General features: G+C 65.3%; 23 protein-coding genes. 11 read left to right on the top strand and 12 right to left on the bottom strand.

The window, feature by feature from the left end:
* The first annotated feature begins 13 nt into the window (after positions 1 to 13).
* Entirely contained in the window at positions 14 to 1,609 is a 1,596-nt protein-coding gene (gene metG / locus ACHMWQ_RS15205; RefSeq protein ID WP_396309454.1) for a methionine--tRNA ligase, read from the top strand.
* A 247-nt stretch (positions 1,610 to 1,856) separates the two neighbouring features.
* Here metG and ACHMWQ_RS15200 read toward each other — a convergent pair whose 3' ends face one another.
* Positions 1,857 to 2,900 (bottom strand): glycosyl transferase family 90, encoded by a 1,044-nt coding sequence (locus tag ACHMWQ_RS15200; protein ID WP_396308100.1) that lies wholly within the window; start codon positions 2,898 to 2,900, stop codon positions 1,857 to 1,859.
* A 171-nt stretch (positions 2,901 to 3,071) separates the two neighbouring features.
* Between ACHMWQ_RS15200 and ACHMWQ_RS15195 the strand changes: the two genes are divergently transcribed.
* From ACHMWQ_RS15195 to ACHMWQ_RS15185, 3 genes are all read left to right on the top strand, one after another.
* Positions 3,072 to 3,884: a TatD family hydrolase gene (locus ACHMWQ_RS15195; protein ID WP_396308099.1), complete on the top strand. Its 813-nt coding sequence runs from the start codon at positions 3,072 to 3,074 to the stop codon at positions 3,882 to 3,884.
* A complete protein-coding gene (locus ACHMWQ_RS15190; protein ID WP_396308098.1) occupies positions 3,877 to 4,716 on the top strand; it encodes an MBL fold metallo-hydrolase in 840 nt (279 codons plus the stop codon). Before ACHMWQ_RS15195 ends, ACHMWQ_RS15190 begins: the two co-directional genes overlap by 8 nt.
* Positions 4,717 to 4,847: 131 nt before the next feature.
* Complete coding sequence (locus ACHMWQ_RS15185; RefSeq protein ID WP_396308097.1) at positions 4,848 to 5,780, top strand: YbhN family protein; 933 nt, start codon at positions 4,848 to 4,850, stop codon at positions 5,778 to 5,780.
* Between the two features lie 118 nt (positions 5,781 to 5,898).
* Here the strand turns inward: ACHMWQ_RS15185 and ACHMWQ_RS15180 are convergent, their stop codons facing one another.
* Positions 5,899 to 7,722 carry a glycoside hydrolase family 2 protein gene (locus ACHMWQ_RS15180; protein WP_396308096.1) on the bottom strand — a complete coding sequence of 608 codons (1,824 nt, stop codon included), beginning with the start codon at positions 7,720 to 7,722 and terminating at the stop codon, positions 5,899 to 5,901.
* A gap of 316 nt (positions 7,723 to 8,038) precedes the next feature.
* On the opposite strand from ACHMWQ_RS15180, the gene ACHMWQ_RS15175 reads away from it, so the two are divergent.
* Complete coding sequence (locus ACHMWQ_RS15175) at positions 8,039 to 8,749, top strand: hypothetical protein (RefSeq protein ID WP_396308095.1); 711 nt, start codon at positions 8,039 to 8,041, stop codon at positions 8,747 to 8,749.
* A 281-nt stretch (positions 8,750 to 9,030) separates the two neighbouring features.
* Here the strand turns inward: ACHMWQ_RS15175 and ACHMWQ_RS15170 are convergent, their stop codons facing one another.
* Entirely contained in the window at positions 9,031 to 9,573 is a 543-nt protein-coding gene (locus ACHMWQ_RS15170) for a chloramphenicol phosphotransferase CPT family protein (RefSeq protein WP_396308094.1), read from the bottom strand.
* A 292-nt stretch (positions 9,574 to 9,865) separates the two neighbouring features.
* On the opposite strand from ACHMWQ_RS15170, the gene ACHMWQ_RS15165 reads away from it, so the two are divergent.
* Positions 9,866 to 10,582 (top strand): DUF1868 domain-containing protein, encoded by a 717-nt coding sequence (locus tag ACHMWQ_RS15165; RefSeq protein ID WP_396308093.1) that lies wholly within the window; start codon positions 9,866 to 9,868, stop codon positions 10,580 to 10,582.
* A 71-nt stretch (positions 10,583 to 10,653) separates the two neighbouring features.
* Here the strand turns inward: ACHMWQ_RS15165 and ACHMWQ_RS15160 are convergent, their stop codons facing one another.
* Positions 10,654 to 11,715: an alkene reductase gene (locus tag ACHMWQ_RS15160; protein WP_396308092.1), complete on the bottom strand. Its 1,062-nt coding sequence runs from the start codon at positions 11,713 to 11,715 to the stop codon at positions 10,654 to 10,656.
* Between the two features lie 114 nt (positions 11,716 to 11,829).
* Positions 11,830 to 12,267 carry a group III truncated hemoglobin gene (locus ACHMWQ_RS15155; RefSeq protein ID WP_354549181.1) on the bottom strand — a complete coding sequence of 146 codons (438 nt, stop codon included), beginning with the start codon at positions 12,265 to 12,267 and terminating at the stop codon, positions 11,830 to 11,832.
* Positions 12,268 to 12,505: 238 nt separating this feature from the next.
* Between ACHMWQ_RS15155 and rimO the strand changes: the two genes are divergently transcribed.
* A complete protein-coding gene (gene rimO, locus ACHMWQ_RS15150; RefSeq protein ID WP_396308091.1) occupies positions 12,506 to 13,819 on the top strand; it encodes a 30S ribosomal protein S12 methylthiotransferase RimO in 1,314 nt (437 codons plus the stop codon).
* Between the two features lie 112 nt (positions 13,820 to 13,931).
* Complete coding sequence (locus tag ACHMWQ_RS15145; protein WP_396308090.1) at positions 13,932 to 15,128, top strand: acyltransferase family protein; 1,197 nt, start codon at positions 13,932 to 13,934, stop codon at positions 15,126 to 15,128.
* A 52-nt stretch (positions 15,129 to 15,180) separates the two neighbouring features.
* Here ACHMWQ_RS15145 and ACHMWQ_RS15140 read toward each other — a convergent pair whose 3' ends face one another.
* Positions 15,181 to 15,999, bottom strand: coding sequence for a hypothetical protein (locus tag ACHMWQ_RS15140; protein ID WP_396308089.1), 819 nt, complete (start codon positions 15,997 to 15,999; stop codon positions 15,181 to 15,183).
* Positions 15,986 to 16,528, bottom strand: coding sequence for an RNA polymerase sigma factor (locus ACHMWQ_RS15135; RefSeq protein WP_396308088.1), 543 nt, complete (start codon positions 16,526 to 16,528; stop codon positions 15,986 to 15,988). Before ACHMWQ_RS15135 ends, ACHMWQ_RS15140 begins: the two co-directional genes overlap by 14 nt.
* Positions 16,529 to 16,621: 93 nt before the next feature.
* On the opposite strand from ACHMWQ_RS15135, the gene ACHMWQ_RS15130 reads away from it, so the two are divergent.
* From ACHMWQ_RS15130 to ACHMWQ_RS15120, 3 genes are all read left to right on the top strand, one after another.
* A complete protein-coding gene (locus tag ACHMWQ_RS15130; protein ID WP_396308087.1) occupies positions 16,622 to 17,251 on the top strand; it encodes a tetratricopeptide repeat protein in 630 nt (209 codons plus the stop codon).
* 578 nt (positions 17,252 to 17,829) lie between these two features.
* A complete protein-coding gene (locus ACHMWQ_RS15125; protein WP_396308086.1) occupies positions 17,830 to 18,957 on the top strand; it encodes a type III polyketide synthase in 1,128 nt (375 codons plus the stop codon).
* A complete protein-coding gene (locus tag ACHMWQ_RS15120; RefSeq protein ID WP_396308085.1) occupies positions 18,954 to 19,490 on the top strand; it encodes an isoprenylcysteine carboxyl methyltransferase family protein in 537 nt (178 codons plus the stop codon). The genes ACHMWQ_RS15125 and ACHMWQ_RS15120 overlap by 4 nt, the downstream gene beginning before the upstream one ends.
* Before the next feature lie 261 nt (positions 19,491 to 19,751).
* Here ACHMWQ_RS15120 and ACHMWQ_RS15115 read toward each other — a convergent pair whose 3' ends face one another.
* The 5 genes from ACHMWQ_RS15115 to ACHMWQ_RS15095 all read right to left on the bottom strand — a co-directional run bounded on the left by ACHMWQ_RS15115 (position 19,752) and on the right by ACHMWQ_RS15095 (position 25,226).
* A complete protein-coding gene (locus ACHMWQ_RS15115; protein ID WP_396308084.1) occupies positions 19,752 to 20,969 on the bottom strand; it encodes an ArgE/DapE family deacylase in 1,218 nt (405 codons plus the stop codon).
* A complete protein-coding gene (locus tag ACHMWQ_RS15110; RefSeq protein ID WP_396308083.1) occupies positions 20,966 to 22,240 on the bottom strand; it encodes an allantoate amidohydrolase in 1,275 nt (424 codons plus the stop codon). Before ACHMWQ_RS15110 ends, ACHMWQ_RS15115 begins: the two co-directional genes overlap by 4 nt.
* The gene (gene uraD, locus ACHMWQ_RS15105; protein WP_396308082.1) at positions 22,237 to 22,758 is read right to left on the bottom strand and encodes a 2-oxo-4-hydroxy-4-carboxy-5-ureidoimidazoline decarboxylase; all 522 of its coding nucleotides are present in this window, start codon (positions 22,756 to 22,758) and stop codon (positions 22,237 to 22,239) included. The genes ACHMWQ_RS15110 and uraD overlap by 4 nt, the downstream gene beginning before the upstream one ends.
* 34 nt (positions 22,759 to 22,792) lie before the next feature.
* Entirely contained in the window at positions 22,793 to 23,974 is a 1,182-nt protein-coding gene (locus tag ACHMWQ_RS15100) for a urate hydroxylase PuuD (protein WP_396308081.1), read from the bottom strand.
* 181 nt (positions 23,975 to 24,155) lie between these two features.
* Positions 24,156 to 25,226 (bottom strand): BMP family ABC transporter substrate-binding protein, encoded by a 1,071-nt coding sequence (locus tag ACHMWQ_RS15095; protein WP_396308080.1) that lies wholly within the window; start codon positions 25,224 to 25,226, stop codon positions 24,156 to 24,158.
* Between the last annotated feature and the right edge of the window lie 32 nt (positions 25,227 to 25,258).

Here is a 25,258-nt window from a genome sequence, read left to right as displayed (position 1 = left end):
TGGCGCACAGACTATTGGTTGCGTTTACAAAAGAAGCGAGACAGCGGTGACAGCGCCGAAATTCTACATCACGACGGCTATTTCCTATCCGAATGGCGTTCCGCATATCGGCCATGCCTATGAAATGCTGGCAACCGATACGCTGGCGCGCTTCAAGCGGTTGGATGGCTATGACGTCTTCTTCCTGACCGGAACGGACGAGCACGGCATCAAGATGGTGCAGACGGCGGCGCGCGACGGCATCACCGCGCGCGAGCTGGCCGATCGCAACGTGCCGCGCTTCCAGGCGATGGCCGAGGCGCTCAACTGCTCCAATGACGACTTCATCCGGACCACCGAGCCGCGCCACTACCGCGCCTCGGAAGAGATCTGGCGTCGCATGGAAGCCAATGGCGACATCTACAAGGATGCCTATGCCGGTTGGTATTCGGTTCGCGACGAGGCCTATTACGCCGAGTCGGAGACCGAGGTCCGCGCCGATGGCCTCCGCTATGGCCCGCAGGGTACGGTCGTCGACTGGGTCGAGGAGGAGAGCTACTTCTTCCGCCTCTCCGCCTATGAGGATCGCCTGCTCGCGCATTACGAAGCCAATCGCGACTTCATCGGCCCGGACGAGCGCCGCAACGAGGTCGTCAGCTTCGTCAAGGGCGGGCTGAAGGACCTGTCGATCTCGCGCACGACCTTCGATTGGGGCATCCCAGTTCCGAGCGATCCGAAGCACGTGATGTATGTCTGGGTCGACGCCCTGACCAATTACATCACGGCGGTCGGCTTCCCGGACGACAAGAGCGAGAGCTTCCAGCGCTACTGGCCGGCCGACGTCCATGTCATCGGCAAGGACATCGTGCGCTTCCATTCGGTCTACTGGCCGGCATTCCTGTTCTCGGCCGGCCTGCAGCCGCCCAAGCGCGTCTTCGCGCATGGCTTCCTGTTCAACCGCGGCGAGAAGATGTCGAAGTCGCTCGGCAACGTCATCGATCCGTTCTCACTGATCGAGCATTATGGCGTCGATCCGGTCCGCTTTTTCTTCCTGCGCGAAGTTCCCTTCGGCCAGGACGGCAATTACAGCCACGAGGCGATCATCAACCGGATCAATGCGGATCTGGCCAACGATCTCGGCAATCTCGCGCAGCGATCGCTGTCGATGATCGGCAAGAACCTCGACGGCATCGTGCCGCAGCCGGGTGCGTTGCAGCCGGCCGACGAGGAAATCCTCGCCGCCGCGGATGGATTGCTGCCGACCTGCCGGACGGCCATGGATTCGCAGCAGATCCATCACGCGCTGAATGCGATCTGGGGCGTCGTCGCCGAGGCGAACCGCTATTTCGCCAACCAGGCGCCGTGGCAATTGCGCAAGACCGATCCGGAGCGCGCCGCGACCGTGCTGTATGTCACGGCCGAGGTGATCCGCCAGATCGCCATCCTGTCGCAGCCGGTGATGCCCGGTTCGGCCTCGAAGCTGCTCGATCTGCTGGCGGTTCCTGAGGCGGGTCGCAGCTTCGCCTCGCTCGGCGCTGCCGGCCGCCTGGCGCCCGGATCGACGCTCCCGGCCCCAGCCGGCGTCTTCCCGCGCTATGTCGAGGCGGAAGAGGCCGAAAAGTCCGCGTGAGGGACAACCGGGCTGCGCTCATGCGCCAGCCCGCATCGTTATTCCTCGCGCGACGTCGGGACGTTGCAAGCAAGACCCTCACCCAACCCTCTCCCGCACGCGGGCGAGGGCTTTTAGGCCTGCGTGGCTGCGACCTTGGAACTGGGTGCGATGCGCCCCCTCTACCGCTCGCGGGAGAGGGTAGGGGTGAGGGGCTTTCTGACTTGAGGACCCTCCGTCGAAACCGGCTGAACTAGCCTAGCCTCGACTACCCCGGCCCGAGCCGGTCGTTGATCCGCTGCACCGTGCCGATCGTTTCGGATTCCCGCGTCCGGCGCAGGGCGAAATCCTGTCCCGCCGCCGCGATCTCGCGGCAGGCCTGGTCATGGGTCCGGCACCATTCGACCTTCTCGACAATATCCGACAGATCCGCCGCCACCGGGATGAAGTGCGTCCACGGCACGAACTCGTCATAGAACCACTGCCGGAAGCCGGCGGGCGAGCCGACCTTCAGCACGCAGCAGCCCAGCAGCATGCGCGTATAGAGATTGCCCCAGCTATTGGTCGGGCCGTCGATGTCGATGGCGAACTTGACGTCGATCCAGCGCGCCGGCGGCACGAAGCTGCCGAGAATGCCATGCGCTTCCATCGCCTGCCGCGCCGGATGCGCCGCGCGGTCGCGCTCGGGTACGATCAGGCGGACGTCGACATCATCCAACCCGCGCAGCGCCAGGCACAGGCGCACCCGCTGCTTCAGGTTGGGATCGTCGATGTCCATCGCGTCGGTCGTGGTGTCGCCATGGCCGGAAATAGCGCCGCGCCAGAGCAGCATGTCGCTGCGCGCGGCCCATTGCCCGGGCCGGTTCTCGGCCAGGCGTCGGAAGGACTGGTAGATCTCGGGCTTCATGAAGCCCGGATCCGGCACCAGGATCGCCTGCGGCTCGTCGGCGCAATAGGCGAGCTCGTTTGGGACGTTGCCGCCGCCATCGGAAATGCTCGCCGTGGCCGAGGTCACGCCCGGCGCGGTGCGCGCCATGATGTGGATCAGCGCCGGCAAGCGGCGCCAGATCATCTCGAACTGGTAGGGATCGCGCGCCATCAGGTCGAGGTCGAGCTTGACGTGCAACTGCGTGCCGATGCGCTCGAAATCGATCTGGAAGCGGTGCCGGGCGGCTTCGGTCAACTGGTTCAGCACCAGCGAGGCGGGGGCGCCCTGCATGGCGGGGAGCCGGGCCGCCAGCTTGCGCACCAGGGCCTCTTCCTTGAGGCGTCTCGGAAGGATCGCATAAAAAGTGCGTTGGCTGAGTTGCAAGTGCGAATCCCCGGCCGCCTGCGGTCACATAGGGCACTGTAGAGGCGGGATCTCGCCACTGTCCAGAATGGTCGACAGCGTGGCCGTTAGCCGCTACTGACAGCGCACTCAACACCCCATATTCGCGCCATGACACCCTCGATGACGCAATCAGCCGAGCCCCTGAACAGAATGCTGGTCGATAGCCACTGCCATCTCGATTTCGCCGATTTCGATGCCGACCGCGAGGCGCTGATGCAGCGTGCGCGCGACGCTGGCGTCGGCCTCATGGTCACCATCTCCACCCGCGTCCGCCAGTTCGACAAGATCCGCGCGCTGGCCGAGGCGCATGACGAGGTCTATTGCTCGATCGGCACGCACCCGAACAGCGCGCATGAAGAGCCCGACATCACCACCGAGGAACTGGTCGCGCTGTCGGCGCATCCCAAGGTGGTCGCGATCGGCGAGGCGGGTCTCGATTACTTCTACGGCGCCGAACACAAGGTACTGCAGGCGCAGGGCCTGCGCCGCCACATCGCCGCCGCCCGCATCACGCAGTTGCCGCTGGTCATCCATGCGCGCGACGCCGACGAGGACATGATCGCCATCCTGCGCGACGAGATGGGGAAGGGGGCCTTCCCGGCGATCCTGCACTGCTTCTCCTCCAGCGCGGCGCTGGCGAAGGTCGGTCTGGAACTCGGCCTCTACGTTTCCTTCTCCGGCATCCTGACCTTCAAGAGCGCGCAGGCGATCCGCGACGTGGCCGAATTCGTGCCCATGGATCGGCTGCTGGTCGAGACCGACGCGCCCTATCTGGCGCCGGTGCCGCATCGCGGCCAGCGCAACGAGCCGGCCTATGTGCGCGACACCGCCGCCGTGCTGGCCGAGGTCAAGGGTGTGAGCCCTGAGGAGATCGCGCGGGCGACGACGGAGAATTTCATGCGCCTCTTCACCAAGGTGCCGCGCGACGCACTGGCGGGCCAGGCGGCGGCCCATCATGGCTGATGGCGGAGCAGGGGCGCCGCGCGCCGATCGGCTGCGCATCACCGTGCTGGGCTGTGGCGCGTCGCCCGGCGTGCCGCGCATCGGCAATGACTGGGGCGCCTGCGACCCGTCCGAGCCGAAGAACCGGCGCACGCGCTCGTCCATCCTGATCGACGGCTTTCGCGGTGACCACCCCTATCCGACCCGCATCCTCGTCGATGCCGGCCCGGATGTCCGCAACCAGTTGCTCGATGCGCGGGTCGACAGACTTGATGCGGTGCTGTTCACGCATCCGCATGCCGACCACACGCATGGCATCGACGATCTGCGGTCTTTCTGGCTGGATACGCACCGGCTGGTGCCTGTCTATTCGGACGATTTCACCCAGGAGCGACTGGAAGAAGCGTTCGGCTATTGCTTCCGCACGCCTGCCGGCGGCAGCTATCCGCCGATCCTTGGCCGGACGCGGATAGAAGGCGGGGAGGGCTTCACGATCGACGGCCCGGGCGGCAAGCTCGACATCCTGCCGATCCGCCAGATCCATGGCGACATCGACAGCCTCGGCTTCCGCATTGGCGATTTCGTCTATTCCAGCGATATCAGCGCGATCCCTGACGAGAGCCTGCCGCATTTCGCCAACATGCAGCTCTGGATGGTCGACGCGCTGCGCTGGCGGCCGCATCCGAGCCACTTCAGCGTCGATGACACGCTGGCCTGGCACGAGCGACTGAGGCCGCGCAGGACCATCCTGACCCACATGCATGGCGACCTCGACTATACGGCGCTTGCGGCCTATGTGCCGGGCGATGTCGAGCCCGCTTATGACGGGATGGTCATTCCTTTTCAGCTCTAGTTCCGGATGCGGCAATTCAGTTCTGGATGCGACCGGCGTTGCACTGGTCCATTCCGAAGGGACATGCCACTCTTGGAATCAGAACGCGGCGGACCCTCGGGAACCGGCGCCCGAGAGGGAGATTCTACTTAATGAAAATCCGAAACGCGGCTTGGTCCGTCTTCGGGATCGGCGCGGTCGCCGTCTCTGTGTACATTCTCTATCGCGAGTTTCGGCGCATTTCGTTTGCCGAAGTGGCGGACAGTCTCGCCGCGATAACCGCCGGAAACTGGGCGCTCGCCATATGCGCCACCCTCGTCGCCTATGGGGCGCTCGCCTGGTATGACCGGATCGCCATCCTGCATCTCGGCAAGAAGGTGTCCTGGCTCTTCATATCGCTCTGCTCGTTCACGACCTACGCGCTTTCGCACAATATCGGCGCCTCGGTGATATCGGGCGCCGTGGTGCGCTATCGGGCCTATTCGACCCGCGGGCTCACGGGCCAGGAAATCGGCGTCCTCATCGTATTCTGCTCGTTCACCTTCGCCCTCGGCACCGTGCTGATGGGGGGGCTGGCGCTGACAATCGAGCCGCATATCGTGCGCCGGCTGATCGACGTGCCGGACTGGATCTCCTTCAGCATCGGCGTGGTCCTGCTGGCTTTGGTGGGGCTCTACGCGCTGGGCTCGTGGCGGCATTTCCCGCCATGGCAGTTCAAGCGCTTCACGCTGCAATATCCGCGCCTGCCGATCGTTGCGCGCCAGATGCTGGCCGGCCCGCTCGAACTGGCCGCTGCCGCCGCCATCATCTATTTCGCTCTCCCGGCGGCCGGAAACCCGGGCTATCTCGTCATCCTCGGCATCTTCCTCGCCTCGTTCACCCTGGCGCTGCTCTCGCATGCTCCGGGCGGCCTCGGCGTGCTGGAAGTGACCTTCCTCGCAGCGCTTCCCGAGCTCAATCCGAACGATGTGCTGGCGGCGCTGATCGTCTTCCGGCTGCTTTACCTGCTCATTCCGTTCGCCTTCGCGCTCGTCGTCGTCCTGCTGTTCGAAAAGACGCAGCTCGGCCGCAAGGATCTGGAGTGAAGCGGATAGAGTCATTTTAAAACAATGGCTTGCTGCGATGTCATGATGCATCTGATCAACAAAAAAGCCGCGGGATTGCCGCGGCTTTCTGTTGTCGACTTTGTAAAGGGCAGGGGGCCTAGGCCTTCCGCCCTGCCCCCTTGCGGGCAAGCCAGCGGGCATTATAGCCAAACGGGTCGGCCGGCAGGCGCTCTACCGGCACGCCCAGATTGGCCGCGCGGAGGCTGGCGATGTCGGCCTTGGGCTTGCGATCCATGGTCAGGACGCCATTCTGCTCCTGATAGGTATCGGTCAGCTGCGTGTAGCAATAGCCGGCCAGCAGGCTCGATTCCGTCGTCGGGCGCAGCACGTCGGCATAGCGCTCGACGAAGTCGTCGGCGTCCTTGGCCTGGCTGTAGCCCCATCCCTTTTCCTGGCCCATGAAGAAGGCGATGCCGCCGAATTCCGTCAGCATGACCGGCTGGCTGGCCCAAGGGTGACCGTCGAGGGCGAGGGCGCGTCCCGCCGAGCGGAAGGTCGTCAGCGTGTTGCGGAACGCCGCTTCGGAACGGTAGCGGCCATCCAGCACGTCGCCATCATGATGATAATCGTGCACGGCGAAGATGTCGGTCGCCATCTGCTCCCAGCCATCATTGCCGCTCACCGGGCGTGACGGATCGAGCGACTTGGTCAGGTGGTAAAGCGCCTGCTGGTAGCTGCGCTGGCGCGCATCATGCGGCAGCTCCGGAATGCCCCAGGATTCGTTGAAGGGCACCCAGGTGACGATGCAGGGATGCGAATAGTCGCGCTCGATCGCTTCCTGCCATTCCGCCGTGACGCGGGTGACCGCCTCGGTAGAGAAGGAATAAGCGCTCGGCATCTCTTCCCAGACCAGCAGGCCGAGCACGTCGGCCCAGTAGAGGAAGCGCGGGTTCTCGATCTTCTGGTGCTTGCGGACGCCGTTGAAACCAAGCTGCTTCGTCAGTTCGACATCGCGGCGCAGTTCGTCGTCGCTGGCGGTCATAATGCCCTCGCGCCAATAGCCCTGGTCGAGCACGAGGCGAAGGAAATAGGACCGGCCGTTCATGACGAAGCGGCCATTGGCGGTCGAGACGCCGCGCATGGCGGTGTAGCTCTTGACCGTGTCCACGACACTGCCGGCCGCGTCGACGAGCGTCACCTCAGCCTCGATCAGCTGCGGATGTTCCGGCGACCAGACATATTGTGCGCGACCGTCGTCGATGCCGGGATCGGGGAGGGCGATCACCCTGCCCGTATCCTTGCCGGTGACGGCATAGTCGTCCTCGACGAGCACCCGCCCCTCGAGCGACAGCTTGACCCGAAGGCGGCACCCCTTCGGCTGCGCGACGCGCGCATCCAGCCGGATCTCAAAGCGGGCGAAATCGGCCGTCCAGTGCAGGCGATCGACATGGCTCTTGCCGACCGGCTCGATCCAGACGCTTTGCCAGATGCCCGTCGTGCGCGGATACCAGATGCCATGCGGCTCGGGCAGCCAGTCCTGCTTGCCGCGCGGCTTGTGCATGTCGGCCGGATCATCCTCGGCGCGGACGACGATCTCGAACGAGCGGCCCTGGATCAGCGCGCCGAGCGCCACGCGCACCGGCGTGTGGCCGCCAACATGCGAGGCGGCGTGCTGGCCGTTGATCCAGACGTCGCTCGCGTAGTCGATCGCGCCGAAATGCAGGATCAGGTCCTCGGCCGCACCCAGTTCCTCGGTCAGTTCGACCGTGCGGCGATACCAGACGACCGGATGAAAGCCTTCGTCATGAATGCCGCTGCGCGGCGATTCCGGCACATAGGGCACGTTGATGCTGCGCGTGAAATCCGGCTGATCCGGGCGCTGCCATTCAGCCGCGTCGTCATAAGCGAACTGCCAGGCGCCATCGAGCGACTGCCATCGGGCGCGCTCCATCTGCGGGCGCGGATGGGTACTGTAGACCAAGGAACTTCCTCCGATTCCAACCACGATAGGACGCAGTCGGGCTCCGGCGGCGCGTCAGAAGCACCTCCGGATGGCCCAAGGGCAGGGGACTGCCCTCCTCCATTCTGCGATGATCGCCATGACCAATGGTATTATGATAAGATTACCCTAGAAAGCTGTCAAATGACGGTTCGAGTGGCAAAAATACCGTCCAGAATGGCCGAATGCCGCCAAATCAGCGCCCTGCGGTCGCCGCATCGCCCGAAAGCCGCCCCATTGAGGCCGGGAATCAGGCGCCTAATAGCACCATCGCATTCACCTCAGCAGAGGGATGGTCATGGACGATTTCAATGATGAGTTTTCGCTAAGGAAGCTGAAGCAGATTCCGCGCCTGGCGCTGCTGGGATCGGCGTCTCTTGCCGCCATCCTGTGTGCCGGCTTCGTCGCCAACGCCATGCTGACCCGGTCCCAGCTTCCCAACCTGCCGCCACCGGCTACCGCGCAGATGTATGTCCTGCCGGAAGAAAACGCCGCCGCACCGATCCTGCCGGCTGATCCGCTGCCGGACGCAGAGGCGTCCGCTGGTAGCGTTGCCGAGCCCAAGCCGGAGAAGGTAGCGGCGATCCCGCCAAAGCCGCTGGCGAAGCCCGTAGAGGCCAAGCCGCGCTGCGAGGCGGATGAATGCGTGTCCTGGGAAACAACGGTCAACAAGGCGCTGGCCGCCAGCTCCGCCCAGCCGGCGCCCGCACGGATCGGAACCGCGGCGCCGCGCGACATGACGCGGCCAGCCAGCTTCGATAGGCCCACCGATCCGGTTCAGTCCAACAACTTCGCTGAGCCCATACCGCCGGCTGACGTGCCGATGGACGGTCCGGTCCTGATGCGCCATGAGCCGACCACGGTCGGCGGCATGGCCAAGTCGGCAGCGTCGACGGTCGTCACGCAGAGCGGCAAGCTCGTCGATGACCTGATGCGCTGGAGCGACAAGACGGTCTCCAAGCTGGTGACGCCGCCACGCTGGGCATCGGCCGACGACGCAAACCCTTGAGGCCAATGGGCTGGGCAGGCGACAAACGCCGCCCAGCCCAAAGCCGTCAAAAGCCCGCCGGTCCGCCATTCCCGCCCATATCGAATAGTTCCATAATATATCTTATGCGAATAGCGTATGTGGCCGTCCCAACGTCTTCCCGCTCTATGGCGGATCTGGCTGGGACGCCGTCGCCCTCGCCGTCCATGCCGTTGAACCGATCCTGAGGGTTGGGTCGCTCGCTCGGCATGAGCTTTCCTCGCCGCTGCGCCGTGCTGGCTGACAGCCGTCTCGGATACGGCTCAGCTTCGATCCCGACGAAGACTCGAACAGCGGCCGCCGCTGCGCCAGGCTGCGAGCAACGCCTCGACATTGCCATCGAGGTCCTCTGTCGTGTTCAGCTCGATGTCGTAGGCCTTGCCGATATGGATGGTCTCGTAGTCCTGCCTGGCGCTACCGATCGGCCGGTCGCCCCGCTTGGCCTCTCGCTCGACCAGCAACTCCAGCGGACAATGGATGCCGACGAAGAAGACGTCATGCTGCGCGAAGAGCGCGGCCAACTCTGCGAGCCATCCTTCCGTGTCCAGGATGTGTTCGAGGATCAGATCGTTGCCTGCGTCGGCATAGGCCTTCAGCGAGCGATGAAAGCCATCGAAGAACGAGCCCCGGCAATCGGCCCAGTGGAACTCGCCTGTCTGGAAACGTCGCGTCGGCAGCACGCCGGCATCGCGCAGATGATCGATCGAAATGTGCCAGAACGGGCCCTCGATACGGTCCTGAAGCGCCCTGGCAAGGGTCGACTTCCCGGAACTCGAAGCGCCGTGCAGAAAGATGATCCGTGCCATGCTGGCCTCCGTCGCTTCGGGAGCGGCGGGATACAGCCGCTGCGTGACAGCAGCATGACCGGTCGGTCCGCTTCAGCTTTAAGCCGGAAAACCGCTCTTTATCAATGACTTATCCTATGCTTTGGGGCAGGGCCTGTCTACGCCCTGCCCGGCATCGGCGCCCTGCTCCGTTTCAAGGCGGACGCGTCGTCTTCGCTCTGTCACGCCGGCTTCATCGGCGCGCGCTACTGGCAGTCGCTCGTACGGTCGGTTCAGACCGCAAGCCTTCTCGCCAGACTCGACGGTTGCCGCCATGTCCTCGACTTCATCCATATCCCCGCTTGCCTGCTATGCCGCCGGCGACGCCAACCCGCTGCCGCCCCGGCATCTCGGCCAGCGCTATGACCAGGCCGGCACGTTTCTGCCGGAGCCCGGCAACACCGTCGTCTGCCATCTGGTCGAAGGTTCGCCGTCCCAGGCCGCCGTACTGGAGGTTCGGCGACGGATGCAGGCCATGCCGGACGCGAACCGCCTCGCCTTCATGCCGGCATCCAGCCTGCACATGACGCTGTTCCAGGGGATTATCGAATATCGCCGGAGCCTGCCCTATTGGCCCGCCGATGTTCCTCTCGATACCGAGATCAGTGCGATGACGAGCCTCTATCTGCAGCGGCTGGAGGGTTTTGCCGGTGCCGGGCCGTTCCGGATCCGGGTTGTCGACGTCGTGCCGACTGGGCTGACCGTGGTCGGCGCGACCGATGACGACGTGCGCCGCATGCGGGCATGGCGCGAGGCCTTTGCCGAGGTGTTTGGCTACCGCCATCCCGACCATGACGACTACGTGTTCCACGTCACGCTCGCCTACATGATCGACTGGCTCGACCCAGACCGCCTGCCGGAATGGGAGGCTCTGTTTGACGATTGCCGCGCCTTGCTCGCCCGGGAAGCGCCGGTTTTCGAGCTTGAGCCGCCTGCCTTCTGCAGCTTCGAAGACATGAACCATTTCGAGCCGCTTCGCGTGTTCGGCTGAACCGGCCCTAGGATCCCTGCCCCGCCGCCAGCGCTATTTGATGCGGCCGGCGGCGGGGCAAGGAAAGCGTGTCAGCCGACGGTTTCGAGCGCCGGATAGTCGGTGTAGCCCTTGGGGCCGGGCGTGTAGAAGGTCGAGGGATCGGGCTCGTTCAGCGGCGCATCGATGGCGAAGCGCTTCGCCAGGTCCGGCGAGGCGATATATTTGCGGCCGAAGGCAACGGCGTCGGCCGTGCCATTGCCGATCAGGCGCTCGGCATCCGCCTTGCTCATCCGCTCATTGGCGATGACCACGCCGCCAAAGGCACGCTTGATCTCGGCCAGCAGGCTATCCGGCTCCTCGCGCTCGATGACGAAGAGGAACGCGATGCCGCGCTTCTTCAATTCGCCCGCGAGATAGGTGAACAGCGCGCGCGGATTGCTGTCGCCCATGGCGTGATCGTCGCCGCGCGGCCGGATATGCGCTGCCACCCGGTCCGCGCCCCAGACCGAGATCGCCGCATCGACGACTTCCAGCATCAGGCGGGCGCGGTTTTCGATCGAGCCACCATACTGGTCGGTGCGGTGGTTGCTGCCGTCCTGGAGGAACTGGTCGAGCAGGTAGCCATTGGCGCCGTGCACGTCGACGCCATCGAAGCCGGCCCGCTTGGCGTTCTCGGCCCCGCGCCGGTAATCCTCGACGATCCCGGGGATCTCGTGGGTCTCCAGCGCGCGCGGCACGACATAGGCCCGGACCGGACGCAGCAGGCTCACATTGCCGGGAATGCGGATGGCCGAAGGCGCCACCGGCAGTTCCCCGCCGAGCAGCTCGGGGTCCGAGATGCGCCCCACATGCCAGAGCTGCGATACCATGCGCCCGCCGGCGTCATGCACGGCCTTTGTGACGAGCTTCCATCCCTCCACCTGGGCGTCCGACCAGATGCCCGGCGTGCCGAGATAGCCGACGCCCTGCGCGCTGACGCTGGTCGCTTCGCTGATTATCAGGCCTGCATTGGCGCGCTGGGCGTAATACTCGGCCATCAGCGCGTTCGGGACCCGCTCCGCCCCTGCCCGGCTCCGCGTCAGCGGCGCCATCACGATACGATTCGGCAGGCGGATGGCGCCCGCCTGGAGCGGCTCGAAAAGCAGGGACATGCGTCGGGAATTCCTTGGCTGTGTAACTTGTCAGTTTTCCTGACCACTATAGGACGAACCGCGTCAGCTGCAATCGTCGATCTGCGGCGTAAAACGACGAAACCCCTGCGTCGCTCAGCCGGGCGTCGACATCTTGAAGGCGTGCCGGGGCGAGCGGATTTCGCCGCGCACGCTGCCGATGCCGAGCTCGAAGCTGTCGGCGATGCGGTTGGCGCGGTCGATGAAGATCGCGGCACTCTGGGGCGGCATGATCTCGCTGGCGGTCGTCCGGAAAAGCTGGAGCCAGCGGTCGAAATGCGCGGCCTCGATCGGCAGGCGCAGATGCTTCTGCATCGGCCGGCCCTGATAGCGTCCGGTGCGCAGCACGACATTGGACCAGAAGGCGCAGAGCTTCTCGAGATGCTCGGGCCAATCGTCGACCTGGGCCTCGAATACCGGACCGATCAGCGGATCTTGCCGGACCCGGTCGTAAAAGGTGTGAACCAGTCGCTGGATCGAGGCTTCATCCACGCCGGCGGGAGGCTCGATCAGGGCGCTCGTCTGAAGGGTCATGCAGTCTCCGCTGACGGTCGTTTGCCCTCACCTATGCCTGCTGCGTCCTCGTCACAAGGGCGCGATGATGCCTTCCGCAAGGTTTGCATTGACAGATACCGGCCAGTTCGACAGAAAACGCGCCAGAATAGAACAATGAAAAGGTGCCGTCCCGTCGACCCGCCCGCGCGAACAGCGCCGGCGCTTCTGAAGCCCGTCGAACCGGACCTGCTACCGCTTACGCATACCGAGAACTCTCATGAACAGCGAAGCCCCGCGCATCTCTTTCGTCAGCCTTGGCTGCCCGAAGGCCCTGGTCGACTCCGAGCGCATCCTCACCCATTTGCGGGCCGAGGGTTACGAGCTTTCGCGCCATCATGACGGTGCCGACGTGGTCATCGTCAACACCTGCGGCTTCCTCGACAGCGCCAAGGCGGAGTCGCTCGAGGCGATCGGCACGGCGATGAAGGAAAACGGCAAGGTGATCGTCACCGGCTGCATGGGCGCCGAGCCCGAGCAGATCCGCCAGGCTTTCCCCAACGTGCTGGCGATCACCGGCCCGCAGCAATATGAGAGTGTGCTGGGTGCGGTCCACACGGCCGTGCCGCCGGCGCACGATCCCTTTGTCGATCTGGTGCCGCCGCAGGGCATCAAGCTGACGCCGCGCCACTACGCCTATCTGAAGATTTCGGAAGGCTGCAACAACCGCTGCTCGTTCTGCATCATCCCGAAGCTGCGCGGCGACCTCGTGAGCCGCCCGGCCGGCGACGTGCTGCGCGAGGCGGAACGCTTGGTGAAGGCCGGCGTCAAGGAACTGCTGGTGATCTCGCAGGACACCAGCGCCTATGGCGTCGACCTGAAATACGCGACCAGCCTGTGGCGCGACCTCGAGGTGCGGGCCAAGTTCCTTGACCTCTCCTCGGCGCTGGGCGAACTCGGCGCCTGGGTGCGCATGCACTATGTCTACCCCTACCCGCATGTCGATGCGGTGGTCGAGCTGATGGCCGAGGGCAAGATCCTCCCCTACATCGACATCCCGTTCCAGCATGCGAGCCCGAGCGTGCTGAAGTCGATGCGCCGCCCCGGCAACCAGGAAAAGACGGCCGATCGCATCCACAAATGGCGCGAGATCTGCCCGGATCTCGCGGTGCGCTCGACCTTCATCGTCGGCTTCCCCGGCGAGACCGACGAGGACTTTGAATATCTGCTCGAATGGCTCGACGATGTGAAGCTCGACCGGGTCGGCTGCTTCAAGTTCGAGCCGGTCGAGGGCGCGCCGGCCAACGAGCTGGCCAATCCAGTTCCGGAAGAGGTCAAGGAGATCCGCTGGCACCGCTTCATGAAGCGCCAGCAGGAAATCAGCGCCAAGCGTCTCGCCAAGAAGGTCGGCCGCCGCGTCTCGGTCATCATCGACGAGAGCAACGGCCTCACCGCCAAGGGCCGCACGGTCTGGGACGCCCCGGAGATCGATGGCGCGATCCACCTGACCTCGCGCCGCCCGATGCGCGTCGGCGAGATCTATACCGCCAAGATCGACCGCGCCGACGCTTATGACCTGTATGGCGCCGTGTGACGCTTGTCGTAGCCACGACGTCGGCATCCCTGGGTGGCGCGCGCATAAGCGCTCGTTAAAGGGTTGTGCCTAGCCTAAGCTTCTCTGCGGAACGGATCTGTAGGCAGGCATCGTGGACGATTCACGGCTGGGTTCACCCCACTTTCGGGTGCTGGACGGATGGCGAGGCATCTGCGCATGCCTCGTCGCGGCGTTCCATTGCATGGCCTACAGCCACATCCATGCCCTGCCCTTCCTCCGCAACGCCTTCCTCTTCGTCGATTTCTTCTTCGCGCTCAGCGGCTTCGTGATCGCGGCCAACTACCGCGCGAAGCTTCGGCAGGGGTTTGGCGTGGGCCGCTTCATGTTCCTGCGCTGGGGGCGGCTCTATCCGCTGCATTTCGCGACCTTGATGTTCCTGGTCGGCATGGAGTGCCTGGCGCTGGCGATGCCGGAGGTCTTCGGCAGGTCCGCCTTTGCCGGATCCGACCGCGACATCGGCTCGCTCGTCTCCAATCTGCTGCTTCTGCAAGGCATTGGCCTCGACAGCTCGCTCAGCTGGAACTTCCCCAGCTGGACGATCAGCGCGGAGTTCTGGACCTATCTGCTGTTCGCGCTTGTCGCGGTCGCCCTGCCCGTCGCTTGGCTCCGCCTCGTCCTGCTGGTGGTGGCCCTGGCCGCGCCGATTGGACTCGGCCTTCTCAGCAGCCAGAACATGGCCGCGACCTATGACTACGGCATCCTGCGGGCCCTTGGCGGCTTTGCGGCGGGCGCGATCTGCTTCGACATTTACACGGTGCTGCGCCGGCTGGCCCTGCCAAGGCCTGCCGCCTGGCTATTCTCCGCGGCGGAGGGCGTCCTGATCCTTGGTGTCGTCCTGTTCGTCTCGGCGGCGGGGCAGACCTCGCTGTCGCTCTTCGCTCCCCTCGTCTTCTCGCTGACCATTCTGCTCTTCAGCGTGGAGGGAGGGCTGTTCAGCCGGCTGCTGCGATCAGGTCCGGCCATCCTGCTCGGGACGCTGTCCTATTCGATCTACATGGTGCATGTGCCGCTGCAGATGGTCACGAAGATGCTGGCTCGCGCCGTCGAACGCGAAGCCGGCGTCCCCGTGTTTACGCCCGTGATCCTGGGGGAGGACCGGGTGATGATGCTGGGGCGGACACTCTGGCAGGGCGATGTCGCCCTGGTTGCCATCCTGGCCGCGATCCTGGCCGTGGCGGCGCTCACCTATTTCTGGATCGAGGCGCCTTGCCGTCGCTTCACGCGCCGTCTGGTCGATCGCCGTTCCAGGGGTAAGTCGCGTGCCGAACCGAACCTCGCTTTGCATTGAGCGCGCCGCGTAGAGGATCCGATCCAACAGCGGGCTCGCGTCGTGCGTTCGTTCAGCCGGTGACCTTCTGCGCCAGCGCTTGCAGCCGCTCGGCCGGTGCGCGGCCGATCAGCAGGCGCCCCTGCCCGCCCGAGGCCCAATGGACGATGGTGAAGCCGTCGAGCTCCTCGGTCGTCGGGGCGACATCCGCCTGGTCCGGCCGGGCGATGACGCAATAGGCGATCGGCCCGTGCTGCGGATCGAGATAGGCGATCTGCACCAGCGGTCGTCCCTGGAAGTCGAACAGCTGCGCGCCCCGGAAGGAGAGGCCCGGGAACGCATCCGGCGCGCCCGTGAGGTCGACGCCGAGCTTGGCGGAGGCGGCGCTGAGTTCGGCCGCCGCGCGCTTCGGCGTCGGTGCGAGCGCAAGCGTCTCCGGCGTCGTCAGCGACCAGTATTCGGCCACCGCCTGTCGCCAGCTCTCGGTCGTGCGCATCTCGCGGCCGTCACCCTCGCGACCGATCCAGCCGTTGAGCGAGGCCCCCAGCACGCCACCCAGCACGAACAGCGCCAGCGCCGCTGCGACCAGCCGCGGCTGCCAGCGAGGGAAGCGCAAGGCCCGCGTCTGCGGCCGCTCCAGAACGCGCCGGGTCTCGTCGGTGACGATCGCCGAGGCGAGCAGATCCTTGAGCTTGGCGCGCGGCGCCTCGGCCTGCAGTGCTTCGAAGGCGGGCACGATGAGCCGACCGCCGCGCTCGATCCGGTCGAGACGCGCCTGAAGCGCCGCGTCGGTATCGATGCGCGCGAGCAGCGCGGCCCGCTCCTCGTCGGCTAGCGTGCCGTCGAGCAAGGCGATCAGCCGCGCGTCTTCCGGATGACTAAGGTCCGCCATCGCCGCCTCGCTCGCTTGCCTCGCGCTGTTGTGGCGCGTCTGCCATTCCACCCAACTTTTCGCGAACGGTCGCGAGCCGGCTCATGATCGTGCCGATCGGCACACCGAGGAATTCCGCCGCCTCGCGATAGGAGAAACCTTCCGCATAAACGAGAAGGACGGTTTCACGCTGCGCTTCGGCGAGCCTTCCGATCTCCCTTAACACCTGGGACGCCAGAATATTCGTTTCGATCTCGCGCCCGCCATCGACGACAAGCGCGATTTCGGCATCGACCACGCCGGCGCCCTGGCGGACGCGCCTCGCCCGCAACTCGTTGATCCAGATCGAGCGCTCGATGGCGAAGAGCCATCGATCCAGCCGCGTGCCCGGCAGGAACTGCTGCGATCGCTCCAGCGCGCGCACGCAGGTCGCCTGAACGAGGTCTTCGGCCGTATCGCGATTGCGCGACAGCACCAGGCCATAGCGCCATAGCGCCGCCAGATGCTGCGACAGCCCGGTCCTCACCTCTTCGTGATCGGTTCTCGACATGGGCGATCGAATAGGGCTCCCCGCCCTGGTGTTCTTGCCGCGACTCTCGTCTCCGGGGCGAGAGAAAATCAGTCGGAGGATCCGATGACAACCATGTTCGATAAGACAAGCCGTTCCGTGGTCACCCTTGCCTTCATTGGCTTGCTAGCGTCGACCGGTGCCGCCCTCGCCTCCAGCGGTGGCGGCGGTGGTGGCGGCGGCGGAAGCAGCGGCGGCGGTGGCATGGGAGGCAGCAGCGGTACCAGCAGTGGAAGCAGCGGCAGCGGCTCCGGCCACTTCATGCCGTCGAACCAGGTCTGCAAGCGCGGCATGGTCTACAGCACGAAGACGCAGCGTTGCGTCAAGGCCCAGCACAGCGGACTGGATGACAAGGAGTTGCTGCAGCAGGGCCGCCAGCTGGCGCTGGCCGGCTATTACGACAATGCGCTCGACGTGCTCAACGCCGTGCAGAACAAGCAGGATTCCATGGTCCTGACCTATATCGGCTACAGCCACCGCAAGAAGGGCGACACCGATGTCGGCATCGGCTTCTACAAGCAGGCGCTGGCGATCGACCCCAACAATCTGAACACGCATGAATATCTCGGCGAAGGCTATGCCAGCGCCGGACGGATCGAGCTCGCCAAGGCGGAACTCGCCATCGTCCAGAAGCTCTGTGGCAACACGGAATGCGAGCAATATGAGGATCTGTCGGCGGCCGTCGCCGGCAAGCCCGTCGAATAGCGCTCGTATCCTCGAACCAAAACGAGCCGGCGACGTTGGGTCAAACGCCGCCGGCCGGGGTCACCACTTCGTGACTGCCTTACCCGTTCTGGACGTCGAATAGTCCGCCCGCAAGGAATAGCCTTTCCTCGGCACGACGCCGACGGAGATATACCGATGATCTCGGTAACAGCCCGTTCCTCGCTAGCGATCACGTCCATCGTTCTGGTCGGCTTGGCCGCCGCGGCCCCCGCTTGGGGAGCGTGCGGCCACAGAAGGGTTCACCGTGCGCAATTCCCACCATGCAGCAACCAGCAGGTATGGGACACCCAGTATCAGCGCTGCCTGTCGTTCAGCGCCAAGGGACCGCCCGACCAGAAACCATGGCAGCTCGGGCCTCGATGGGATCCGGGCAATCGCGACTACGACTCGGCCATGTCCATGTGGAACTAGCGCCGCGTCCAGAGTTCCGATCCAGCGAGGAAGACGAGCCCTATGACGATTTCGCCTTTGCCCTTCCCGGCAAACCAGTCGAGGGAGGCGGGCGGCAGCCCGCATTCCCGCCTTCGCAGCCTTGTTTCGTGCCGGAGTTGCCGAGCATGAATCTCCTTCGCTTTCCCGACGCCGTCGCCAACGCCCAGCGCCTGACGCGATCGGATGTCACCGCGACCCTGAGCTCGCTGGTGACGGTCGTGCCGCCGCACCGGATTCCCCAATCGGTCGCCAAGGAGCGGGCGCGCGAGGTCTTTGCCTCCCGCATGCCGTTCTTCGATCAGCTGGAGCAGGTGTTCGACAATGCCGCGATCGATGCGCGGCACAGCTGCCTGCCGGTCGAATGGTTCCTGGGCCCCGCCGATTTCGAGGAGAAGACGCGGCTCTACCAGGAGCACGCCACCGCCCTCGCCTTTGACGCGGCCAACCGCGCCCTCGACCAGGCCGGCCTGGGGCCGGAGGAGATCGACGTTCTCGTCTTCGTCTCGTCCACCGGCATCTCGACGCCCACGATCGAAGCGCGGCTGATGAACAAGATCGCCTTCCGGCGCGACGTGATGCGGCTGCCGATCTTCGGTTTCGGCTGTGCCGGCGGCGTCCTCGGTCTCACTCGCACCGTGCAGATGGCGCGGTCGCAGCCCGGCCTTCGCTGCCTGATGATTGTCGTCGAACTGAGCAGTCTTGCCTTTCGCTATGACCGGCTCACCAAGAGCAATCTGGTCGCCAGCGCGCTGTTCGGGGATGGCGCTGCGGCCGCGGTGATCAGCAGCGACCCGCGCGACGCGAGCCTTGCGACACTGGGCGTCGGCGGCGAGCATTGCTGGCCCGACACGCTCGACGTCATGGGCTGGAACATCGATGCCAATGGCCTCGACGTCATCTTCCAGCAGAGCATCCCGCAGATCATCGCCGACCAGTATCCGGCCGTGCTCGATGCCTTTCTCGCCAATCATGGGCTGACCCGCTCGGACATCGACCGGCCGTGCTGCCACCCGGGCGGCGCCAAGGTCGTGGACGAACTGGAGAAGGTCTTCGACTATCCGAAGCTCGGCCTCGACGCGGAACGCCGGGTTTTGGCCGCCTACGGAAACATGTCCGCGCCGACCGTGCTGTTCGTGCTGGAAGACCTGCTCAGGACGGGCCAGCAGGGCGACATGCTGACCTCGTCGCTGGGCCCCGGTTTCACCGCGGCCTTCCAGATGGTGTCGGTCGGCGAAGGGGGCAGCGCGGCATGACGGCGGCCGGCTTCGTCTTCGGCTGGGCGTACTGGCTGCTGCTGGCGGTGGCCCTGCAGCGGCTGGTCGAGCTCTGGCGCGCCCAGCGCAACACGCGCCGCCTGCTGGCGCGCGGCGGCCGCGAGGTAGGGCGGGAGCACTATCCGCTCATCGTCGCCCTGCACGCGGCATGGTTGCTCACTCTGGCGCTGATGACCGCGCCGGACCCTCCGGTCCATTGGGGTCTGATCGGCCTGTTCGCGCTTCTGCAGGTCCTGCGGATCTGGGTGCTGACGACGCTGGGAGACTACTGGACGACGCGCATCATCACCATCGACGATGCGCCTCTCCGGCGGCAGGGCCCCTACCGCTTTCTGCGCCATCCCAATTATGTCGTGGTGGCGCTGGAAATTCCCCTGCTCGCGCTGATCCTCGACCTGCCGGTCGTCGCCCTGGTCTTCGGGCTGCTCAACCTGCTCGTCCTCTGGATGCGGATCCGGATCGAGAACCAGGCGCTGGCGGCGAGACGGGTGGCGAATGGAATGATTGGGTAAGGGCGCAGGGCTACTTCACCGTTCCCAAAAGGACGCCATAGCTGCATTGCTGAAACGCGAGGGGACCAGGTCCTCATTCGTCATTCCGGCGTAGGCCGGAATCCATACCCACCGCCCTCGTCGAACGGGCGAAGTCTTGCTGGGCCGGTGTTCATGGGCCCCGACCTTCGCCGGGGCGACGAGCGCATCCGCGCGGGCGTTCGTATCGTCATCGCCGAGCAATGCGAAAGCCTCCCAATGGGAGAGGTGGCTGAACGCCGCTCACGCGGACAGCAGGTGTTCCAGCGCCAGGGCGACGATCTCGGTGGCGGCGCGCAGGTCCGACAGCTGAATGTGCTCGTCGGTCGAATGCGCTCGTGCCTCCAGGATCGATCGCGGACCGGCGCCGTAGAGGATGGTCGGAATGCCGGCCGCCGCATAATGGCGGGCGTCGGTATAGAGCGGCACCCCGGTCGCCTCGATCGAGAGACCCAATACGGCCTTCGCTGGCCCCTGCACGGCCTGGACGAGCCGTTCGACGCCCGGCAGAGGCCGCAGCGGCTCCGCCAGCATGATCCGGCGGCATTCGACCTCGACGCCGGCCATATCCGGCGTTGCGGCCTCGATCAGTTGGATCAGTTCCGCCTCGACGGCCTCGCCCTGCTCTTCCGGGATCAGGCGACGATCGATGCGGAAGGCGATCCGGTCCGGTACGACATTGGTGTTGATGCCGCCCGAAATCAGGCCAACCGTGATCTGCGGCGAACCGATGCCGCGTTCGGTCGAAACCCGCTCTAGTAGGCGCCGGCGCTCGGCATAGATGGCGGCGAGGATCGGCGTTGCCGCCTCCAGCGCATCGACGCCGGACGATGGCATCGCGGCATGCGCCTGGCGGCCGCGCACCACGACTTCGAGATGCAGCGCGCCATTATGGGCTGTGGTTATCGCATAGGAGAATCCGGCCGAAATGGCGTGGGTCGCCTTCGAGAGATCGTGCGCCAGCAGCCATTGCGGCCCGACGAAGCCGCCCGTCTCTTCGTCATAGGTCAGATGCAGTTCGACGCCGCCATCGAGCGGTTTCGCCGATTGTTCCAGCGCCAGCAGCGCGAAGGCATAGGTCGCGAAATCGGATTTCGATACTGCCGCGCCCCGGCCGTAGATCGCGCCGTTGCGCTCTTCGGCCCCATAGGGATCGCTGGTCCAGCCGCCGCCCGGCGGCACGACATCGCCATGGGCGTTGAGGGCGATGACGGGCCCCTGCCCGCTGCCGAAGGTCTTGCGGACGATCAGGTTGGTGACGCTCTTCATGCCGTGCTGGCGCACATAGGGCTCCGGCACGGGGTGCTGCTCGACGGTGAAGCCGAGCGCCTCCAGTTCGGCCGCCGCCGCTTCGGCATGGGGTGCGCAGTTTCCCGGCGGATTGTCGCTCGGCACCTGGATCATCGCCTTCAGGAACGCGACCTCGCGCTCCCAGTTGGCGGCGACGGCGTCCCGGATCATGGCTGTTCTTCCTGTCGTGCCAGTTCGAGGATGGTCTCGACCAGGGCCTCCACTGCGAGGCCCATGTCGTCGATGGTGACGAACTCGGCCGGGTTGTGGCTGATGCCGGCGCGGCAGCGCACGAAGATCATGCCGAATTCGCCGAGATGCGCCATGGACTGGCCGTCATGCCCGGCGCCGGACATCAGGCTCCGCGCCGGTTCGCCCTGCACCGTCGTGACGGCCTTGCCGATCGCCTTCTGGAGCCGCACGCCGCAGGTCGCGACCGGCTTTTCCAGCATGGTCTCGACGCCAACCACGACATGGCGGGTCCTGTCGACCTTTCGCGCGACCAGCGTGATCGCTTCGACCGCTTCCTGCCGCGCGCGATCGTTGGCGGCGCGGACATCGAGCGAGAAGCGGACATCGGCGGGAATGACGTTGGACGCGCCCGGCGTCACCTCGACATGGCCGACGGTCGCGACCAGCGAATTCTTCTTGTCCTTTTTGGCGATTGCTTCGATCGCCAGGATGATCTCCGCCGCCGCGGCCAGCGCGTCGTGGCGCATGTTCATCGGCACGGTGCCGGCATGGCCGGCCTCGCCCTTGATGCGGATGCGATGGCGGCTCTGGCTGGCGATGGCGGTGACGACGCCGAGCGGTTCCTGCGCCCGTTCCAGCACCGGTCCCTGCTCGATATGCACTTCCAGATAGCCGAGCACGGAGGGGCGCTGATAGGCCTCGTCCTTCAGCCGAGCCGGGTCGCCGCCAAAGGCGATCAGCGCATCGCGCAGGGTGATATCGGCATCGTCGGTGATGTCGAGCGCCTTGGGATCGAACACGCCGGCCGTCACGGCGGAGGTGGTCAGCGTCACGGGGAAGCGGACGCCCTCCTCGTCGCCAAACGCCAGGATGTCGATGCCGAACGGCAAGGCGACGCCCCGCGCCTTCAGCGTCTCCACCGCCAATATGCCGACGACGACGCCGAGATTGCCGTCATAGCGGCCGGCATTGATGACGGTGTCGATATGCGAGCCGATCAGCAGCGCCTTGTTGCCGCTGCGCCCCGCCCGCCCCGGCGGCATCGATCCGCGCATGGTGCCGGCGGCGTCGAGCCGCGTCGAAAGGCCGGCCTCGCGCATCCACTCGCCGACCAATTCGGCGGCGCGCTTGTGCTCCGGCGTCAGATAGAGACGGGTCAGATGGTCGGGGCTGGCGGAGATTGCGGTCAGCGCATCGATCATGCGCTGCGCCTTCTCGCCCAGCGCTCGGGCGGTCGCAACCGGGGTCATGACGCGACGCGGTCCTCGAGGCGGAAGCGGATGATCCGCTGGACCTGGGCCAGGGCGGTGGCGCGCTCGGCCTCGACCGGGTTGTCGAGGCGCGCCTCGAAGGCTTCGAGCACCTGGTCCTTGGTCGCGCCCTTGACGGCGAGGATGAAGGGGATGCCGTGCCGCTCGCGATAGGCGCCGTTAAGACGGGAGAAGCGCGCATATTCGTCGGCGCTCATCCGGTCGAGTCCGGCGCCGGCCTGCTCGTTGCGGGATTCGGGCGCCAGTTCGCCCGCGATCGCGGCGCGACCGGCGAGGTCCGGATGCTCGCGCAGAAGCGCCAGCTGCGCATCGGGCTCCGCTGCGGCGACTGCCTCGGCAAAGGCGGCCACCATCGCCGCCCGGTCGGTATAGGGCCTTGCCCTCTCCGCCACCGTCGCCACCCAAGGCGAGTGTTCGGCGATATCGCCAAAGCCCGCCACGAAGGCATCTGCATCCATGCGGTTGACCGCGGCGAGCGTCAGCGTTTGGGTCGACATTTCATCCCGGTTTCAGGAAAGGAGTTGGGCTTGTCTAATGGCTTTGCAGCCACGCGCCAAGCCTCTTGCGGTCTTCCATCGTCATGCCGTGTTCATTGCCGAGCGGCATGGCGGTGCCGTTCACGGCCTGGGCCATGACCTGTTCCTTGTGCGCGGCAAGCTGATCCGTCGAGGTCAGGATTACGCCCTTGGGCGGCGCCTCGAAGCCGTCATGCGTCGGCTTGGCGGCATGGCACATGGCGCAATGCTTGGCCGTCAGGGTCAGCACGTCGGCATCCGACACGGTCAGGCTCGGGTCGATCTCGACCGGGCGCGGCGCCGTCATCACAAGGAGCACGCCGAAGGCGACTGCCGCGGCGGGAATCGTCCAGGCGAACTTGCGGAACGGATCATGCGCCTCGTGCCGGTTGAGGAAATGGCGGATCGATCCGCCGAGTAGCAGCACGAAGGCGACGAGGATCCAGCTCTGCGGATGGCTGGAGAGCATCGGATAATGGTTGGAGACCATCATCAGCAGCACGGGCAGTGTCAGGTAGTTGTTGTGCACCGAGCGTTGCTTGCCGATGGCGCCGAGGCGCGGGTCCGGCTTCTCGTGCTTCAGCAGCGAGGCGACGATCTTCTTCTGGTTCGGGATGATCACGCCGAACACGTTGACCGCCATGATCGTGCCGATGAAGGCGCCGACATGGATCAGCGCGCCACGACCGGAATAGACATGGGTGAACATGTAGGCCGCGCCGACGATCAGCACGAACAGGCAGACCGCGAGCAGCGGGGTGTAGCGCCCGATGATCGACTTGCAGAGCTGGTCGTAGATGACCCAGCCGCCGACGAGCGAGAGGATCGAAATCACGATCGCCTGCGAGGGCAGCATCGGCAGGATCGACTTGTCGATCAGGAAGGTATTGGCGTTCCAGTAATACTGGACCGTCAGCAGCAGGAAGCCGGTCACCCAGGTGAGATAGGCTTCCCACTTGAACCAGATCAGGTCGGAAGGCAGCGCCGGCGGCGCGACCAGGTATTTCTCGACGTGATAGAAGCCGCCGCCATGCACTTCCCAGGCCGTGCCATACACACCCTCCTTCATCTGCTCGCGCTTCTTCAGCGAGAGATCGAGCCCGATGAAATAGAAGGACGTGCCGATCCAGCCGATGCCCACGATCATATGGGCCCAGCGGATCAGGAGGTTCAGCCAATCGACGACGAATGCGGACATTGGGCGGGGTTCGGTCTCGTTGAGGTGCCGGTTGCGTGTGGGCGCGCAGGTGCCGGTTCCGAGAAGGCGCTTTCCGGAGGCCCAGCCCGGAACGGATCCGGCTGGTGTGGAAGGCGCTCGCTGCTGGCTGGGTATTCCCGGACGCGGCCGGCTGGCTGCGTCCGGGAGATGTCGTGGCCGCTTACTGCGGCAGCTTGTCGTCGATGCCCTTGACGTACCAGTTCATGCTGAGCAGCGTGCCGTCGTCGAGGGTCTTGCCCTCGCCGATCACTTCGGTGCCGTCCTGCTTGAAGATCGGGCCCTTGAAGGGATGCAGCGTGCCGGCTTCGATCTTGGCCTGAGTGTCCTTGGCCGAGGCGACGACATCATCCGGCAGGTTGGTGTAATCGGCCATGTGCAGGATGCCATCCTTCAGGCCGTCCCAGATCTGCTCGGCCTTCCAGCTGCCGTCGAGAACCGCGTTGACGCGCTTCACGTAATACGGACCCCAGGTGTCGATGATGGCCGTGTACTGCGCCTTGGGCGCGAAGTCGTACATGTTGTGGGCCTGGCCGAAGCCATGCAGGCCGCGCTCCTGGGCGATCTGCAGCGGCGCCGGCGAGTCGGTGTGCTGGGTGATGATGTCGGCGCCCTGGTCGAACAGCGCCTTGGCGGCGTCGGCTTCCTTGGCGGGGTCGAACCACGAATTGACCCAGACGATCTTCAGCTTGAAGTCGGGGTTGATCGACTGCGCGCCGAGCATGAAGGAGTTGATGCCCATCACGACTTCGGGGATCGGGAAGGAGACGATGTAGCCGGCGACGCCGGACTTCGACTGCTTGGCCGCGATCTGGCCGGCGATGTAGCGGCCTTCATAGAAGCGCGCATTGTAGGTGCCGACATTCGGCGCGGTCTTGAAGCCGGTGGCGTGCTCGAACTTCACCTTCGGGAACTTGGCGGCGACCTTGATGGTCGGGTCCATGAAGCCGAACGAGGTCGAGAAGATGATCTCGCAGCCGGAGCGGGCGAGGCGCTCGAGCGCGCGCTCGGCGTCCGGACCTTCGGCGATGCTTTCGACATAGGAGGTCTCGACCTTGTCGCCGAGTTCCTTCTGGACCATCTGGCGGCCGACATCGTGGCCTTCGCTGTAGCCGCCGTCATTGTGCGGGCCGACATACATCCAGCAAGCCTTCAGCTTGTCGGCCGCATTGGCGGAGCCGATGCCGACGGCGAGTGCGACGATTGCCGTCGCGGTGGCGAGAATTTTCTTCATTGCCTGCTTCCCTCTGGCCTTCACCATTTGCG

The organism is Kaistia sp. UC242_56 (assembly GCF_044452255.1).
GTDB classification, from domain to species: domain Bacteria; phylum Pseudomonadota; class Alphaproteobacteria; order Rhizobiales; family Kaistiaceae; genus Kaistia; species Kaistia defluvii_A.
The sequence above is the reverse complement of the archived record's forward strand: the minus strand, read 5'-3'. Positions and strand labels throughout refer to the sequence as shown.

Bases quoted from the DNA above. Each gene is read 5' to 3' on its own strand.
- ACHMWQ_RS15185 (WP_396308097.1), top strand. From the start codon at position 4,848: ATGAAAATCCGAAACGCGGCTTGGTCCGTCTTCGGGATCGGCGCGGTC.
- ACHMWQ_RS15160 (WP_396308092.1), bottom strand. From the start codon at position 11,715: ATGTCCCTGCTTTTCGAGCCGCTCCAGGCGGGCGCCATCCGCCTGCCG.
- ACHMWQ_RS15195 (WP_396308099.1), top strand. From the start codon at position 3,072: ATGCTGGTCGATAGCCACTGCCATCTCGATTTCGCCGATTTCGATGCC.
- ACHMWQ_RS15130 (WP_396308087.1), top strand. From the start codon at position 16,622: ATGTTCGATAAGACAAGCCGTTCCGTGGTCACCCTTGCCTTCATTGGC.
- ACHMWQ_RS15100 (WP_396308081.1), bottom strand. From the start codon at position 23,974: ATGTCCGCATTCGTCGTCGATTGGCTGAACCTCCTGATCCGCTGGGCC.
- ACHMWQ_RS15190 (WP_396308098.1), top strand. From the start codon at position 3,877: ATGGCTGATGGCGGAGCAGGGGCGCCGCGCGCCGATCGGCTGCGCATC.
- ACHMWQ_RS15140 (WP_396308089.1), bottom strand. From the start codon at position 15,999: ATGGCGGACCTTAGTCATCCGGAAGACGCGCGGCTGATCGCCTTGCTC.
- ACHMWQ_RS15120 (WP_396308085.1), top strand. From the start codon at position 18,954: ATGACGGCGGCCGGCTTCGTCTTCGGCTGGGCGTACTGGCTGCTGCTG.
- ACHMWQ_RS15165 (WP_396308093.1), top strand. From the start codon at position 9,866: ATGTCCTCGACTTCATCCATATCCCCGCTTGCCTGCTATGCCGCCGGC.
- ACHMWQ_RS15135 (WP_396308088.1), bottom strand. From the start codon at position 16,528: ATGTCGAGAACCGATCACGAAGAGGTGAGGACCGGGCTGTCGCAGCAT.
- ACHMWQ_RS15110 (WP_396308083.1), bottom strand. From the start codon at position 22,240: ATGACCCCGGTTGCGACCGCCCGAGCGCTGGGCGAGAAGGCGCAGCGC.
- ACHMWQ_RS15095 (WP_396308080.1), bottom strand. From the start codon at position 25,226: ATGAAGAAAATTCTCGCCACCGCGACGGCAATCGTCGCACTCGCCGTC.
- rimO (WP_396308091.1), top strand. From the start codon at position 12,506: ATGAACAGCGAAGCCCCGCGCATCTCTTTCGTCAGCCTTGGCTGCCCG.
- ACHMWQ_RS15155 (WP_354549181.1), bottom strand. From the start codon at position 12,267: ATGACCCTTCAGACGAGCGCCCTGATCGAGCCTCCCGCCGGCGTGGAT.
- ACHMWQ_RS15115 (WP_396308084.1), bottom strand. From the start codon at position 20,969: ATGATCCGGGACGCCGTCGCCGCCAACTGGGAGCGCGAGGTCGCGTTC.
- ACHMWQ_RS15175 (WP_396308095.1), top strand. From the start codon at position 8,039: ATGGACGATTTCAATGATGAGTTTTCGCTAAGGAAGCTGAAGCAGATT.
- ACHMWQ_RS15170 (WP_396308094.1), bottom strand. From the start codon at position 9,573: ATGGCACGGATCATCTTTCTGCACGGCGCTTCGAGTTCCGGGAAGTCG.
- uraD (WP_396308082.1), bottom strand. From the start codon at position 22,758: ATGTCGACCCAAACGCTGACGCTCGCCGCGGTCAACCGCATGGATGCA.
- ACHMWQ_RS15125 (WP_396308086.1), top strand. From the start codon at position 17,830: ATGAATCTCCTTCGCTTTCCCGACGCCGTCGCCAACGCCCAGCGCCTG.